A 13,726-nucleotide genomic window follows, 5' to 3' on the forward strand; every position below is an offset into this window, starting at 1 on the left:
CCGCAGCCTTCCCCCAGGTCCCTCCGTGGCCGGCGCTGCGCCGGCGAACCTCGATACCGGTGACGCTACGTACGTATTGACGGACGGGCAATAGGCATTCGTCCGGTTGAGAGTGTCCGGAAGTGGACCTGAGCTGGGACGGAACGGCTACGGCGGTTGACGGCGCTCAGTGACGCAGCGTATGGATCAGGCTGAGCGCCTGCCGGGTCGCCGGTCGCAGCACCCGCAACCGCGACAGCCCCACCAGCCGGTCGACCAGCGGCACCGCGCCGTCGATCAGCTGCCGCGTCCGGGCCTGCTCCGGTGACCGGTCGTGCACCCAGTAGAGGACCACCCCCAGGTAGGCCAGCCAGAGCAGTTCGGGCAGCTCCGACCGCAGCTCCGGATCGACCTTGGCGGTGGAGCCCTCCAGGACCTCCCGGAACAGCGCGACGGAGGCCTGCCGGGGCGCCGACGACTCGGCCGAGAACGGGCTCAGCGGTGAGGTCGGCTCCGCCGCCGTCTTGAAGAAGGTCCCCGCGAACGCGTGGTACGGGGTGAGCACGTCGATCCCGGCGTGCAGCACCCCGGCCAGCCGGGTGGCGAAGTCGCGTTCCCGGGCGAGCACCCGCGCGGCGGCGGCCCGGTGCTCAACCTGGGTGTCCGCGTAGAACTCCTGGATCAGGTGGTCCTTGGAGCTGAAGTAGTAGTAGGCGTTGCCCACCGCCACTCCCGCCTCCTGAGCGATGGCGCGCATGGTGGTCCGTGCGTACCCCCGCTCGCGGAAGAGCCGCATCGCGGTGTCCAGGATCAGCTGGCGGGTCTGCTCACCACGCGGGGTCGCCGGCTCGCCCGTCGCCGGCCCACCCGCAGCGGTCGTCGGCGCAGTCTGCTCGGTCATCGTCGTCACCGTATCCCGGGTCGAGCCGTGGTTCCCGTACCAGCTCGCGGACCGAGGAGGCGGCCGACACCATCCGGCGGGCCAATGGGAGCAGGTGCGGTCGGGCCAGTCGCTCGGCGGTCGCCCGGTAGTCGGCCAGCGCCCAGAGGCAGGCGAGCCATGCGCCGTCCCCGACGTACACCTCGCCGGTGCCGGCCACCACGGTCAGGTCCCGCAGCGTCGCGGCGTGGTCGAGGCCGGGGAAGCGCCGCCGGGCCTCGACCGACCTGGCCGGGACGAACTCCAGGGGTACGAGCTGGGCGCGGGTCGCCAGCCAGTGCCGCGCGGCGCGGCAGAGCGGACAGTGCGCGTCGTAGAGGACGGTGAACCCGGGGATCCCACCAGCCCCGTGCCCGGTGGGATCCCCGGCACCCGCCCCGGCAGCGCCGGTCGGCGGGTTGCTCATCGCGGTGGTGTCAACGGGGTCGGCCCGGTCGGTCCCGCGCCGGGGCCGGCCGGTTGCGGGGCGGGGCCGACCGGCATCGGCAGCCGGCCGGCCGGAGCGAGCGGCGGGTGGGTGGCGTACTGGCGTAGCCGGCCGCGGCGGTACCGGTTGAGGGCGAAGACGTTGAAGAAGTGCAGGGCGCCGAGGACCAGCAGCACCAGACCGATCTTCAGGGACAGCTCCTCCATCGCCTCGCTGGTGGTGGAGACCGTGCCGTCGTGCTTCATGGCCACCGTGACGTAGCCCAGGTTGAGCAGGTAGAAGCCCACCACGAGGAGGCTGTTCACCGCGTTGGCGAGCCGCTCGTCGGCGAAGACGTCCTCCAGGAACACCAGTCCGTTGCGGGAGAGCGCCCGGGCGACCCAGATGGTCAGCCCGATGCTGACCACCAGGTAGGCGACGTACATCCAGACCTTCACGTCCATCTCGGCACCTTTCTTGAACGCGTTCAAATCGAAGTCGACCTCAGCGTAGGGGAGAAATTGAACGTGTTCAAGACAGGGTCCAGCGTGGACCGGCTCGACCGGGCGCTCGACGCCGTCCTCGCCCGGACGGACGTGGTGGAGATCGTGGTCGACTCGCCGGCGTGCCCTCTCTCGACTCGACCGGCGTGGCCGCGCTGCTGCCCGGCGCGGCCGAGGCCGTGGGCCGGGGTGTCACCCTGCGCGTCGCCGACCCGCAGCCGGTGGTGGCGCGGGTGCTGCACGTCACCGCCCTCGGCGCCTGCTCGGGCTCCCGAGAACGACGCGGACGGGACCGCCGCCGGCGGGGCGGACCGCTGCGCTGACGCGCCGCAGCCGGCCCGCCCACCGACTCAGCGGATCAGGCCGAGCGCCTCCGCCGCCGCGCGGCCGTTGGCGTGGCTCGCGCCGTAGGTCGTCACCCAGGCCCGCACCCCGACCGGCCGCCACCGCCCCGGCCACCCCATCTCCACCACGGTTACCGGGTACGCGGCGGCCAGCGCGTCGACCAGCGCCGCGCCGCCGGGCAGCCGGTGCAGGTGCCGCCCGACCACCACGATCGGCCGGCCCTCGGCGAGCCGGCCCAGCGCCGCCGGATCGGTCTCGGTGGCGACGATGCGTACCTCCTCCAGGCCGTCGAGGTGCGGACCGAGACCCCACGGCACCCGGCCCTCGGCGATGGTGGAGGCGGCGTGCAGCTGCACCACCAGTGGCCGCTCCAGGCCGACCACGTCGCCCTCGATGCGGACCGCCAGGCGGGCGGCGTCGTACCCGAGGGCGTCGGAGAGGGTGGCCGACGGCGAGGCGGCGGGTCGGGCCCAGGCGGCCAGCGCGGCGGTGCGGGCGGCCGCCTCCTCGACCCGGGCGCGGTCGAGCCGGCCGTCGGTGATCGCGCCGACGATCTCGGCGACCACGTGCTCGACCAGGCCGGCGTCGACCTTCGCGCCGATGCAGAGCAGGTCCGCGCCGGCGGCCAGGGCCCGCACGGCGGCCGGGCCGACCCCGCCCGCGGCGAGCGCCGCGCCCTTCATCTCCAGCGCGTCGGTGATCACCGTGCCGGTGAAGCCGTACTCCCGACGGAGCAGGTCGACCAGGACGGCCCGGCTGAAGGTGGCCGGACCGTCCCCGGTGAGCGCGGGGACCCGGATGTGCGCGGTCATGATCGCTCGGGTGCCCGCGGCGATCACCGCGGCGAAGGGCGGCAGGTCGCGCTCCCGGAGCAGCTCCGGCGAGACGTCCACGGTCGGCAGCTCGTGGTGCGAGTCGGCGACGGTGGCGCCGTGGCCGGGGAAGTGTTTCGCGCAGGCGGCGACGCCGGCCGCCTGGAGGCCCTCGACGGCGGCGGCGGAGTGCGCGGCCACCCGGACGGGGTCCGCGCCGAACGAACGGGTCCCGATCACCGGGTTCTCGTCGGCGGTGTTGACGTCCACGGTCGGGGCCAGGTTGACGTTGACGCCCAGGGCGGCCAGCTCGGCGCCGATGGCCGCGTACACCCGGCGGGTGAGCGACGGGTCGTCGACCGCGCCGAGCGCGGCGTTGCCCGGGTACGGGCTGCCGGTGGCGTGCGCCAGCCGGGTGACGTCACCACCCTCCTCGTCGATGGCGACCAGCACGTCCGACCGGCCGGCCCGCAGCGCGGCGGTGCTCGCCGCCACCTGGGCGGGGTCGTGCACGTTGGTGCCGAACAGGGTGTGCCCGGCCAGCCCCTCGGCGACCAGGTCGACGGCCCAGCCCGGCGGCACCGGCCCCGGGTACGCGGCGAGCAGCGTGCCCAGCGCCAGCCGGCGTAGTCCTGAATCCAGCCCCACGATGATTCCCCCTTCGGTGCCGGACGGCACGAGTGTCGCACCACGGCGGCCGGGTCGTCCGAGTTCCGCCGGGCAGGGTGGCCGATACGCTACGGGCACCCGTCTGCCGGTCGATTGCGGTTGGCGAAGTTGATGAAGACTAAGGACGTGGCATGAGTGCGACCCGGTTGCCCGGCACCCCCCGCCTGTTGCGGGCGCTCAACGACCGCGCGGCCCTGGAGCTGCTGCTGGAGCGCGGCCCGCTGACCCGGGCCCGGCTCGGTGAGCTGACCGGCCTGTCCAAGGTCACCGCCTCGCAGCTGGTCGAGCGGCTGGAGGAGCGCGGGCTGGTCACCCGGGTCGGTGAGCAGGCCGGCGGGCGGGGCCCGAACGCCCAGCTCTACGCGGTCCGGCCGAGCAGCGCGCACGTGGTCGGCGTCGACGTCGGCGCCGAACGGGTGGTGGCCGCCTGCGCCGACATCACCGGTGCGGTCATCGGTCGGGTCGAGCAGTCGACCCGGGACACCGACGACCCGGTCGGCGTGGTGCACAACGCGGTGGTGCAGGCCGCCAGCAGCGCCGGCGCGCGGCTGGACAGCGTACGGCGGGTGGTGCTGGGCACCCCGGGCCTGGTGGACCCGGGCACCGGCGACATCACCTTCGCCTTCAACCTGCCCCGCTGGCACCGGGGCCTGCTCGCCGCCCTCCGCGAGGACCTGCACACACCGGTCGTCTTCGAGAACGACGTCAACCTGGCCGCGGTCGCCGAGGCGCAGTCCGGCGCGGCGCAGGGGATGACGGACTTCGTGCTGGTGTGGGTGGGCGCCGGCGTCGGCCTGGCGATCATGCTGGGCGGCCGGCTGCACCACGGCAGCAGCGGCGCGGCCGGCGAGATCGGCTACCTGCCGGTGCCCGGCGTGCCGATCCCCCGGGACGTCTCGCGCCGGGCCAAGCCGGCGTTCCAGCAGCTCGCCGGGGCGGACGCGGTCCGCGCGGTGGCCCGCGAGCACGGCTTCGACACCGACGGCGCGGCCGACGCGGTGCGCGCCGCGATCACCGCCGGCACGACCGGCGGGCCGATGCTGGACGAGCTGGCCCGGCGGCTGGCCCTCGGGGTGGCCAGTACCTGCGTGGTGCTCGACCCGCCGCTGGTGGTGCTCGCCGGCGAGGTCGGGCAGGCCGGTGGCGCGGCGCTGGCCGAGCGGGTGCAGCACGAGGTGGCCGCGATCACGCTGGTCCGGCCGCGGGTGGTGCCGACCGGGCTGACCGAGGAGCCGATCCTGCGGGGCGCGCTGCGCACCGCGCTGGACGCCGTGCGGGACGAGGTCTTCGGGTCGACCGTCGGCTGACGCCCACTGCCGCTCGTCGCCCCTCATGTGAAGAAATTCTTCACCACTGTCCCGGGTGCGGCAAGTTCCTGCCGCACCCGGGGAGCTGGTCGGGCGGGTCAGATCAGATCGCGCCGGCGGAACACGGTGAACGCCGCCGCGGTCACCAACCCGGTCAGCCCGAGCAGCACCGCCAGCGCCGGCCCGGAGGTGATCGTGTACAAGCCGCCGCAGTTCCCGTTGCCGCCGCAGTCCTGCTCGCCCCAGAACTGCGCCTGCCCGGTCAACCAGGCCGTCACGTACGAGGAGAGCATCAGCTGGTCCGGCCGGGCCACGTCGAGGATCTGCAGCACCAGCAGCGCCCCCAGCTCCCACACCACCAGATACGCGGCGACCGCGCCGAGTGCCGCCGAGGTGTGCCGGCCCAGCGTGGCGATCGCGAAGCCCAGCGCGGTCGCCAGCAGCACCAGCACGATGCCGCGGCCGTAGAGGTCGCCGAGGTCCGACCAGAATTGCCCGTCCAACGTGCCGGGCAGTCCGGCGGTCTGCCCGATCATCCAGAACGTGCCGAGGTAGACCACGGTCGCCAGCGCCGACACCAGCGCCACCGCCCCGAGCAGCGTGCCCAGCTTCGCGCCGAGCACGGTGAGCCGGCGCGGACGCCACAGCAGCAGGTTGACCACGCCGCCGGAGTTCAGGTCCGCGCCGATGTAGGAGGCGCCCACCAGGAAGCCGAAGAGCAGCAGGAAGGCGATGAGGAAGTAGAGCAGCGGTCGGGCCTCCTGGCCGAAGACGAAGACGCTGCTGAGGTGATCGGTCAGCACCGGCAGCTGCTCCCGCAGCGCCGGGTCGACCTCGCTGCAGTCGGCCGGGACGTAACTGTCCTCCTCGATCGGCAGTTCGCCGGCCTTGATCTTCAGGCAGCGGAGGTGCTCCGCCTCCAGGCTGCTGATCTGCTGGGCGACCGCGGCCTCGGCGGCGGCCAACTCGCTCCGCGACGGCTTGTGCGACCCGACCAGCGTGGTCGCCGTGGTGATCACGAAGGCCAGCGCCAGCAGCGCCACCATCAGCTGGACGAAGCGGCGAGCGACCAGCCGCTCCACCTCGGCACGGACCAGGTTCACGCGTCCACCCCCCGGCCCACGGCCGCGTCGAGTTCGATCATCGGTTCGTCGGATCCCGCCCCGGACCCGGCGGGCCCCTCCGCCTGCCGGGGCGGCATCGAGTGCGGCGCGGCGCCGGTCAGCTCCAGGAAGACGCTCTCCAGGTCGGGCCGGATCGGCGTCAGCTCGCGTACCCAGAGCCCCTGCTCGCCCAGCGTGCGGCTGATCAGCTCCGGGTCGTCCGCGTCCCGCACCACCAACAGCCCGTCCTGCTCGTCGACCGGCAGTCCGCTGGCCCGCAGCAGCTCCGCCGCCCGGGCCGGCTCGGCCACCCGTACCTGCCACTCGTGCTGGTCGAAGCCGGCCAGCACCTCGTCCACCCGGCCGGCCGCGACCCGGCGACCGCCGGCGATGATCGTCACGTGGTCGCAGATCAGCTGGATCTCGGCGAGGATGTGGCTGGAGACCAGCACGGTCACCCCCGCCTCCGCCAGCGACCGCATCAGGTCCCGCATCTCGCGGATGCCCGCCGGGTCCAGGCCGTTCGCCGGCTCGTCGAGGATCAGCAGCTCCGGATCCTTGAGCAGGGCCGAGGCCACGGCCAGGCGCTGCTTCATGCCCAGCGAGTAGCCCTTGACCCGGTCGTGGCCGCGGTCGCCGAGCCCCACCTGGTCCAGCACCTCGTCGACCCGGCCGGTCGGCACCCCGCCGGCCACCGCGAGCAGCCGCAGCGTGCGGTGCCCGGTGAAGTTGCCGAAGAAGTGCGGGCTCTCCACGATCGCGCCGATCCGACCGGCCACCCGGGCCAGCTGCTCCGGCGCCGGGGCGCCGAGCACGCTCATCCGGCCGCTGTCGGCGCGGACCAGGCCGAGCAGGGCCCGCAGCGTGGTCGTCTTGCCCGAGCCGTTCGGCCCCAGGAAGCCGTGCACCTGCCCGGCCTCGACCACCATGTCGAAGCCGTCCACCGCCACCCGGCGGCCCTGCCGGAGGCTCCGGAACGTCTTGCGCAGGCCGTCGATCTCGATGACCGCGCTCATCCTCGGCCCTCCTGACTGCGATGGAGCATGGGCCGTCCTCTCCCGGTGGTGACCAACGACACGGCGCCCCACCCTAAGGGGGCGGTGCCGCCCGTGGGGGGCACCTGACCGGCTGCGTGGTTGGATGGAGCGGTGACTGGTGACCTGATCTCCGGCGGCGCCGCCGCCCCCTCGCCCGTGGACGCGGATCTGGTGGTCAGCCTCGACGGAGTGGGCGTGCGGCGGTCGGGCACCGCGCTGCTGCACGACGTGGACTGGCGGGTCGAGCTGGACGAGCGCTGGGTGGTCCTCGGGCCCAACGGCGCCGGCAAGACGACCCTGCTCAACCTCGCCGCCGGGCGGCTGCACCCGAGCACGGGCGTCGCGCACGTGCTCGGCGAGCGGATCGGCCGCACCGACGTCAACGAGCTGCGGATGCGGATCGGTCTCTCCACCGCCGCCCTGGCCGAGCGGGTACCCGCCGAGGAGAAGGTCAGCGACGTGGTGGTGACCGCCGCCTGGGCGGTGGTGGGACGCTGGCGGGAGAGCTACGACCGCAGCGACGAGGGCCGCGCCCACGCCCTGCTCGGGCAGCTCGGCATCGGGCACCTCGCCGACCGCGCGTACGGCACCCTCTCCGAGGGCGAGCGCAAGCGGGTGCAGATCGCCCGGGCCCTGATGACCGACCCGGAGCTGCTGCTGCTCGACGAGCCGGCCGCCGGCCTCGACCTGGGCGGACGCGAGGACCTGGTGGCCCGGCTGGCCGAGCTGGCGTACGACCCGGACGCCCCGGCGCTGGTCCTGGTCACCCACCACGTCGAGGAGATCCCGCCCGGCTTCACCCACGCGCTGCTGCTGCGTGAGGGGGGCGTGGTGGCGCAGGGCCTGCTCGCCGACACCCTCACCGGCGACAACCTCACCAAGACCTTCGGGCTGCCGCTGGTGGTCGAGCGGCGCGGCGAGCGCTGGACCGCCCGCTCCGCCTGAGCGGGGCCGGCGGGGACCGCACGTCCTAGACTTCGCCGAAGCTCAGCTGGGAGGGGACCGACGTGCGGCAGACCCGGGTCGTCGTGGTGGGCAGCGCGAACATGGACGTGGTCGGGACCGGCCCGACGCTGCCCCGACCGGGTGAGACCGTGCTCGGCAGCGACTTCGTGATGGTCCCCGGCGGCAAGGGCGCCAACCAGGCGATCGCCGCCGTCCGCGCGGGCGCCTCCTGCGCCTTCCTCGGCGCGCTCGGCTCGGACGCCTTCGGGGTCACCCTCCGCGCCCGGATCACCGCCGCCGGGGTGGACACCGGGCAGTTGCGGGTGGTCTACGGCGCCTCCGGGGTGGCCCTGGTGATGGTCAACGCCGACGGTGAGAACGCCATCCTGGTGACCCCCGGCGCGAACGCCTCCTTCACCGGGCTGACCGAGGGCGAGCTCGCTGCCGTACGCGAGGCGGACGTGCTGGTCGCGCAGCTGGAGATCCCACTGGAGACGGTGACCGCGGCGGCCGTCGCCGCGCGGGAGGCCGGCACCCGGGTGATCCTCAACGCGGCGCCGGCCCGGCCGGTGCCGGACGAACTGCTGGCCGCGGTGGACCTGCTGGTGGTGAACGAGACCGAGGCGCAGCTGCTGACCGGCCGGGGCCGGGACGAGCCGCAGGCGCTGCTGGACCTGGTGCCCCGGGCGGTGCTCACCCTGGGCCGCGACGGCGCGTGGTACGGCGACCGGGACGGCGCCGCCACGCACGTGCCGGCGGTCGGGGTCGACGTGGTCGACTCGACCGCGGCGGGCGACGCCTTCACCGCCGCCCTGGCCGTGGCCTGGGGCGAGGGACGAGACGTGCTCGACGCGGTGTGCTGGGCGGCAGCGGCCGGGGCGGCCTGCGTCCGCCGGCTCGGCGCCTCCGTGGCACTGCCCCGGCGGGCCGAGATCGACGAACTCTACGCCCGGTCGGCCGGCTGACCTACCGCGCGACCGGGACCGTCACTCGGCGGGCTCGTCGGTGAGCCGCTCGCCCCGACGCCGCAGCATGCCGAGACCCGGGATGCCGGCGACGGCGAGCTTGAGGTCCCGGGTGACGTCGAGCAGGTCGTGCAGGTCCGGGCCGACCCGGTCCAGGGTGGCCAGGATCGGCAGGATGTCCGAGGTGAGGTGCTGCTTGAGCTTGGGCAGCTCGTCAACCAGCCGGATCGCGGCGGTCACCTCCTCGTGGCTGAGCTCCTCGACGAAGCGGTTCGCCATCGGCGCGCCCCGGCGCAACGCCGGCTCGTACGACTCCAGCAGGTCGGCGGCGGTGGCGGCGGCCCCCTCGGCGGTGACCACCGTGCCCGCGGCGCGACCGGCGACGGCGTCCGCCTCGGCGACCACCGCGGCGGCGGCCCGGGACACCTTCTCCGCCTCACCCACCACGACGGCGGCCGCGCCGGACACCTGCTCCGCCTCCGCGACCACCACGGCCGCCGCGGCGGCGACCTCGGTGGCGGTCTCGATCGCCCCGGTGGCGGCGGCGCTGATCACCGCGACCTCGCGGACCGCCGTCTCGGCGTCGGTGAGCACCCGGTCGGTGCGCTCCAGGGTGCCCTCGATCCGGTCCACCACCCCGTTGATCCGCGCCAGCAGCGCCTCCACCCCGTCCAGCACGGCGAACGCGCGGGCCGGCACGGCGGCGAACGAGGCGGCCGAACCGAACGCCTGGTCCAGGGCGGAGCGGGTGAGTCCGACGACGGCCGTCGGCCGGGGAAGGGGAATAGCCATGTGACCAGTGTGCGCCGGGCCGGCCAGCGGTGCCCGACGGCGCGGTCCCGGTCACCTCCGGCCCGGGTGCGCACCGCCGCGACCATCCACGGGGATCCTCTTCTGTGGCTCCGGTCGGTACTGTGCCGGCATGTCGGACCGCCGCTCCGGCGCCACCCCCGCCGCCCGCCGGACCATCCTGCTCGGCGCGCTCGCGGCGCTCGCCCTGGTCCTCGGGGGTCACGGGCTGGTCCGCGCCGGGTCCGGGCTGCACACCCGCCAGGTGACCGTCAACGAGGTGCCGATGACCGAGGTGCGGGCCGGGGCGGAGCCGGGGCGCCGGCCCGGGATGGTGATCGCGCACGGCTTCGCCGGTTCCGCCCGGCTGATGCGCCCGATCGCCGACACCGTGGCCCGGCGGGGCGCCGTCGCGCTGCTGCTCGACTTCGCCGGCCACGGCGCCAACCCGGCCGGACTGCCCGGGGCGGGGCGCGACAGCGCCGCCTCCCGGGCCGCCCTGGCGCGGGACCTGGACGTCGCCGTGGCCCACCTGCGCGGGCGGCCGGACGTCGACCCGGACCGGATCGTCCTGGTCGGACACTCGATGGGCGCGGGGGCGGTCACCCGCTACGCCGCCGACCACCCGGAGATCGCCGGAACGGTCGCGATCTCGCTGCCCGACGCCGACGACCTGCCGTACGGGCGGCCCCGGTCGCTGACGTTGGTGGTCGGGGCCGCCGAGTTCCCGGGCTTCCGCCGCGCCGCCGAGGAGGCGCTGCGCCGGGCGTCGCCGGGGCAGCGGGCGATGACGGTCGTCCCGGCCACCGAACACGTCTCGGTGCTCTTCGCCGTTCGGACCCACGAGGTCGTCGCCGGCGCCCTGCCGGGTGCGCCGGACGGGCCGCCGCCGGAGCCCGTCGTCCGGCTGGGCGCCGCCGGGCTGCTGCTGCTCGGCTTCGGCCTCGGCTTCGTACCGTTGGTGCGGGTGCTCCACCGTGGGCGCCGGGACGGGCCGCCGGTCGCGGCGGTCGCCGGGTGGCGTCGGCCGGTCGCCGGGATCGTCGCGGCGGCGCTCGGCGCGGTCGCGGCCGTGGCGTCGCCCACCGTCCGGCTGCCGCTGGCGGTCGGTGGGTACGTCACCGGATTCCTGCTGGCCACCGGCCTGCTGCTGGTCGCGGCGACCCGCTGGTGGCCCGGACCCACGGTTGCGGGCGCGAGCGCCGGGCCGGCTGTGCCCTCGGGTGGGGGCCGCGGGTCGGTGCCGGCGCCGGTCGTGGCCGTCGTGCTGACCGGGTACGCGGTGACCGCCGTCGCGGTGCCGATGCATCTCGGGCTGACCTCGGCGCTGCCGGTGGGCGCCCGCTGGTGGCTGCTGCCGCTGGTGGCGCTCGGCGCGCTGGTCTTCCTGGCCGGCGCGGAGCGGGCGACCGGCGGCCGGAGCTGGTGGTACGCGGCGGTCGGCGGGATCGCCGTGCTGGCGCTGACCGCCGCGGCCGTGGTCGGCCTGGCGCCCGGGTTCGTGCTGCTGGTGGTGCCGCTCTTCGCGGTGCTGATGGGCTGGCAGGCGGCCTGGGCGGCAGTGCTGCGCCGGTCCGGCGCGCCCCGGTGGCTGCCGGCCCTGGTGGGCGCGGCGCTGCTGGCCTGGCCGGTCGCCACCACCCTGCCGCTGAGTTGACCGGTGCCGGATCGGGGCGCCCCGGCACCGGTCCGGCGGCTCAGCGCACGCCCTCGAAGCTGACCTGCGGGTCGTTCTGGGCCGGGGCACCCCAGACGGCGTTGTCGTAGGTGGTGTCACCGGCCAGGTAGAGCAGGAACCACTCGGTGAGCAGCCGCTTGCTGATCGGCAGCTGGGTGGCCCGGCTGATCCCGCCGCTGTCGCAGAAGATCGACGAGCCGTCCATGAACCCGCAGTGGAACCCGCCCTTGATGATCCTCAGCTGTTTGGCCGACGGCTTCGCCGCGTAGATGGGTCGCTGGTGGTCGGCGACCCCGGCGATGGTGTCCCGCTCCCCGGCGATCAGCCGGACCGGCACGGTCAGGGTCGCGGCGGCGGCCTTCGCCGACGGGTTGGTCTCGGCGGCGGCGAGGTTGGCCACCGTGACCACCTTCGGGTTGCGGGCCGCGGCGAGGATGCTGGCGCCACCGCCCATCGAGTGTCCGGAGAGCCCGAGCCGGTCGGTGCGGACGTGTCCGGCGAACCGGGAACCGGTCGTGGTGTCCTGGGCGACGGTCCAGGTCAGCGCCGCGTTGAGGTCGTCGGCGAAGGCGCTGTGGCTGGGGGAGAGGCCGCCCTGGGAGGTGGGGGCGAGCACGATGAAGCCCCACGACGCCAGGTGCCCCAGCGTCGAGTAGTACTTCGACACGCTCTGGAAGAAGCCGTGGCCGAAGGCGACGACCGGGAACCGGCCCGCCGCGACCGGCTGGCCGCTGCCGGCGGCGGTTGCGGGGTAGTAGATCCGCGCGGAGAACGAACGGCCGGCCGCGCTGACCGTCGTGTCGACGTACCCGGCGGGGTGGGGCCCGGGGACCGACGTGTCGGCGGCGGCGGCGGTGGTGGGCGGCGCGGCGGTGGTGGCGGGTGGCGCGGCGGCGGCGGTGCCGCCGGGCAGCAGCAGGGCGATGGCCGCCGCGACGGCGACGGCGGGTCTTCTCCACATGACAGCCTCCCCAGATCAATGGATGGCACTGTCCATTGAGGAGAGCACTGGGTGGTCGCGCTGCCCACCACTCGGTTTGTCAATAACAGCCGGATTATGGCCGGGGGCGCGCCACCCGCAGCGCCCACCAGATCAGCGGCGCCTGCAACGGCAGCCGGCCGTAGGCGATCGCCCGCCGGGCGGGGCTTCCGCCGCGCCAGTCCACGGCCATCTGCGCGTTGGCCGGGAGCACCGCGGCGAAGAGCGCGGCGGCGGCCAGCCCGCCGCGCCGCCGGGTCGCCGGGTGGGCGACCGCCGCCGCCACCGCCAGCTCGGCGACCCCGCTGGCGTACGTCCAGAAGCGCGCCGGGGCGGGGAGTACGCGCGGCACGATCGGGTCGTAGAAGCGGGGCTTGAGGAAGTGGGTGACGCCGGCGGTGGCGAGCAGCCCGGCCAGCGCGACCGCCTCGCCGCGACGAGTGGTCATCGGTGCTCCCCCTGCTGCTCGATGGCGCGTTGCACGGCGCGGTAGATCTGCCCGAACCGTAGCGCGTCCGGCGTGCGGACCAGCAGCACCTCCTGCCCGTGGTGCTGCACCCACAGCTCGTGCACCCGGTTGCCGCGCTCGTAGGAGCGGTCGAGCCAGCTCAGCGGCAGCTCCAGGAAGGGGGTCAGGGCGAGCGCACCGACCGCGCAGGCGGCCAGGATGATCAGGGCCAGCTGCCAGTTGCCCCGGTCCTGCGCCGACCAGGCCAGCGAGACCACGCAGACCAGGGCCAGCAGCGGCGGCAGGGAGAGCAGCAGGACCAGCACGCCCCGCCCCAGCACCCGACCCCGGACCGCCATCGTCGTCGCCCCCCGGGCGTGCCAGACGTACGTCACGTCGGAGAGCCGGACCGCGTGCCCACCAGCCTGGATCGCCTCCGAGGTCACCTCGACGCGGTCGTCCCGGTAATAGAGGGTCATCACTAACTCTAACCGTGGGCCCACGCCCCGTGCCCGCCCTCGTCGCGCCCCTCGGGCGTCGTTGTGCGGGCCCGTCGGGCTTCGTCGTGTCGCCCGCCTCTGTCGCGGTCGGTCTCACCCCGGGCATCGAGTGGGTGCCTCCCGCGCCGGCGCTGGTTACGCCGATCCCGCGTGGCTGGACGCTCGACCTGGCCGATGGGGGGGCAGGTGTGTTCGTTGGATCCTTTGGAGCTGATGACGTGAACGGTTCACCCGTCCCGACGAGTCGTTTACGTCATCAGCTCCAAAGCATCCACACCGTAGGTCCGCTCCCTGGCCGGGCCGCCGATGCACCGCGCCTCG

At 74.8% G+C, this 13,726-nt stretch carries 15 protein-coding genes; 5 read left to right on the plus strand and 10 right to left on the minus strand.

Features of this window, described 5'->3' with window-relative positions:
- Positions 1 to 166: 166 nt before the first annotated feature.
- From AC5L3Z_RS13265 to AC5L3Z_RS13275, 3 genes are read right to left on the minus strand one after another with little or no spacing between them, the layout of a single operon-like run.
- The gene (locus tag AC5L3Z_RS13265; protein ID WP_494841885.1) at positions 167 to 880 is read right to left on the minus strand and encodes a TetR family transcriptional regulator; all 714 of its coding nucleotides are present in this window, start codon (positions 878 to 880) and stop codon (positions 167 to 169) included.
- Positions 807 to 1,325, minus strand: coding sequence for a thiol-disulfide oxidoreductase DCC family protein (locus tag AC5L3Z_RS13270; RefSeq protein WP_494841887.1), 519 nt, complete (start codon positions 1,323 to 1,325; stop codon positions 807 to 809). Before AC5L3Z_RS13270 ends, AC5L3Z_RS13265 begins: the two co-directional genes overlap by 74 nt.
- The gene (locus tag AC5L3Z_RS13275; protein ID WP_494841889.1) at positions 1,322 to 1,789 is read right to left on the minus strand and encodes a hypothetical protein; all 468 of its coding nucleotides are present in this window, start codon (positions 1,787 to 1,789) and stop codon (positions 1,322 to 1,324) included. The genes AC5L3Z_RS13270 and AC5L3Z_RS13275 overlap by 4 nt, the downstream gene beginning before the upstream one ends.
- A gap of 161 nt (positions 1,790 to 1,950) precedes the next feature.
- On the opposite strand from AC5L3Z_RS13275, the gene AC5L3Z_RS13280 reads away from it, so the two are divergent.
- On the plus strand, positions 1,951 to 2,151 hold the full coding sequence (locus AC5L3Z_RS13280) for an STAS domain-containing protein (protein ID WP_494841891.1): 201 nt from the start codon (positions 1,951 to 1,953) through the stop codon (positions 2,149 to 2,151).
- A 27-nt stretch (positions 2,152 to 2,178) separates the two neighbouring features.
- Here the strand turns inward: AC5L3Z_RS13280 and AC5L3Z_RS13285 are convergent, their stop codons facing one another.
- Entirely contained in the window at positions 2,179 to 3,633 is a 1,455-nt protein-coding gene (locus tag AC5L3Z_RS13285) for a glycoside hydrolase family 3 protein (protein WP_494841893.1), read from the minus strand.
- Positions 3,634 to 3,785: 152 nt separating this feature from the next.
- On the opposite strand from AC5L3Z_RS13285, the gene AC5L3Z_RS13290 reads away from it, so the two are divergent.
- Positions 3,786 to 4,961 (plus strand): ROK family transcriptional regulator, encoded by a 1,176-nt coding sequence (locus AC5L3Z_RS13290; protein ID WP_494841895.1) that lies wholly within the window; start codon positions 3,786 to 3,788, stop codon positions 4,959 to 4,961.
- A 98-nt stretch (positions 4,962 to 5,059) separates the two neighbouring features.
- Here the strand turns inward: AC5L3Z_RS13290 and AC5L3Z_RS13295 are convergent, their stop codons facing one another.
- Both AC5L3Z_RS13295 and AC5L3Z_RS13300 read right to left on the minus strand, forming a co-directional pair.
- The gene (locus tag AC5L3Z_RS13295) at positions 5,060 to 6,064 is read right to left on the minus strand and encodes a DUF2705 family protein (protein WP_494841897.1); all 1,005 of its coding nucleotides are present in this window, start codon (positions 6,062 to 6,064) and stop codon (positions 5,060 to 5,062) included.
- On the minus strand, positions 6,061 to 7,080 hold the full coding sequence (locus tag AC5L3Z_RS13300) for an ABC transporter ATP-binding protein (RefSeq protein WP_494841899.1): 1,020 nt from the start codon (positions 7,078 to 7,080) through the stop codon (positions 6,061 to 6,063). Before AC5L3Z_RS13300 ends, AC5L3Z_RS13295 begins: the two co-directional genes overlap by 4 nt.
- Before the next feature lie 132 nt (positions 7,081 to 7,212).
- On the opposite strand from AC5L3Z_RS13300, the gene AC5L3Z_RS13305 reads away from it, so the two are divergent.
- Positions 7,213 to 8,046, plus strand: coding sequence for an ABC transporter ATP-binding protein (locus tag AC5L3Z_RS13305; RefSeq protein ID WP_494841901.1), 834 nt, complete (start codon positions 7,213 to 7,215; stop codon positions 8,044 to 8,046).
- 62 nt (positions 8,047 to 8,108) lie between these two features.
- The gene (locus tag AC5L3Z_RS13310) at positions 8,109 to 9,011 is read left to right on the plus strand and encodes a ribokinase (protein ID WP_494841903.1); all 903 of its coding nucleotides are present in this window, start codon (positions 8,109 to 8,111) and stop codon (positions 9,009 to 9,011) included.
- Between the two features lie 21 nt (positions 9,012 to 9,032).
- On the opposite strand, the gene AC5L3Z_RS13315 is transcribed toward AC5L3Z_RS13310, so the two are convergent.
- Positions 9,033 to 9,803 carry a hypothetical protein gene (locus tag AC5L3Z_RS13315; protein ID WP_494841905.1) on the minus strand — a complete coding sequence of 257 codons (771 nt, stop codon included), beginning with the start codon at positions 9,801 to 9,803 and terminating at the stop codon, positions 9,033 to 9,035.
- A 130-nt stretch (positions 9,804 to 9,933) separates the two neighbouring features.
- On the opposite strand from AC5L3Z_RS13315, the gene AC5L3Z_RS13320 reads away from it, so the two are divergent.
- Positions 9,934 to 11,457: an alpha/beta fold hydrolase gene (locus AC5L3Z_RS13320; protein ID WP_494841907.1), complete on the plus strand. Its 1,524-nt coding sequence runs from the start codon at positions 9,934 to 9,936 to the stop codon at positions 11,455 to 11,457.
- 40 nt (positions 11,458 to 11,497) lie between these two features.
- Here AC5L3Z_RS13320 and AC5L3Z_RS13325 read toward each other — a convergent pair whose 3' ends face one another.
- The 3 genes from AC5L3Z_RS13325 to AC5L3Z_RS13335 all read right to left on the minus strand — a co-directional run bounded on the left by AC5L3Z_RS13325 (position 11,498) and on the right by AC5L3Z_RS13335 (position 13,384).
- Positions 11,498 to 12,439 carry an alpha/beta hydrolase family protein gene (locus AC5L3Z_RS13325; RefSeq protein ID WP_494841909.1) on the minus strand — a complete coding sequence of 314 codons (942 nt, stop codon included), beginning with the start codon at positions 12,437 to 12,439 and terminating at the stop codon, positions 11,498 to 11,500.
- Positions 12,440 to 12,533: 94 nt separating this feature from the next.
- Positions 12,534 to 12,905, minus strand: coding sequence for a DoxX family protein (locus tag AC5L3Z_RS13330; protein WP_494841911.1), 372 nt, complete (start codon positions 12,903 to 12,905; stop codon positions 12,534 to 12,536).
- Positions 12,902 to 13,384, minus strand: a complete 483-nt coding sequence (locus tag AC5L3Z_RS13335) for a DUF6232 family protein (protein ID WP_494841913.1) — start codon at positions 13,382 to 13,384, stop codon at positions 12,902 to 12,904. The genes AC5L3Z_RS13330 and AC5L3Z_RS13335 overlap by 4 nt, the downstream gene beginning before the upstream one ends.
- Positions 13,385 to 13,726 lie beyond the last annotated feature (342 nt).

The organism is Micromonospora sp. LZ37, from assembly GCF_059359015.1.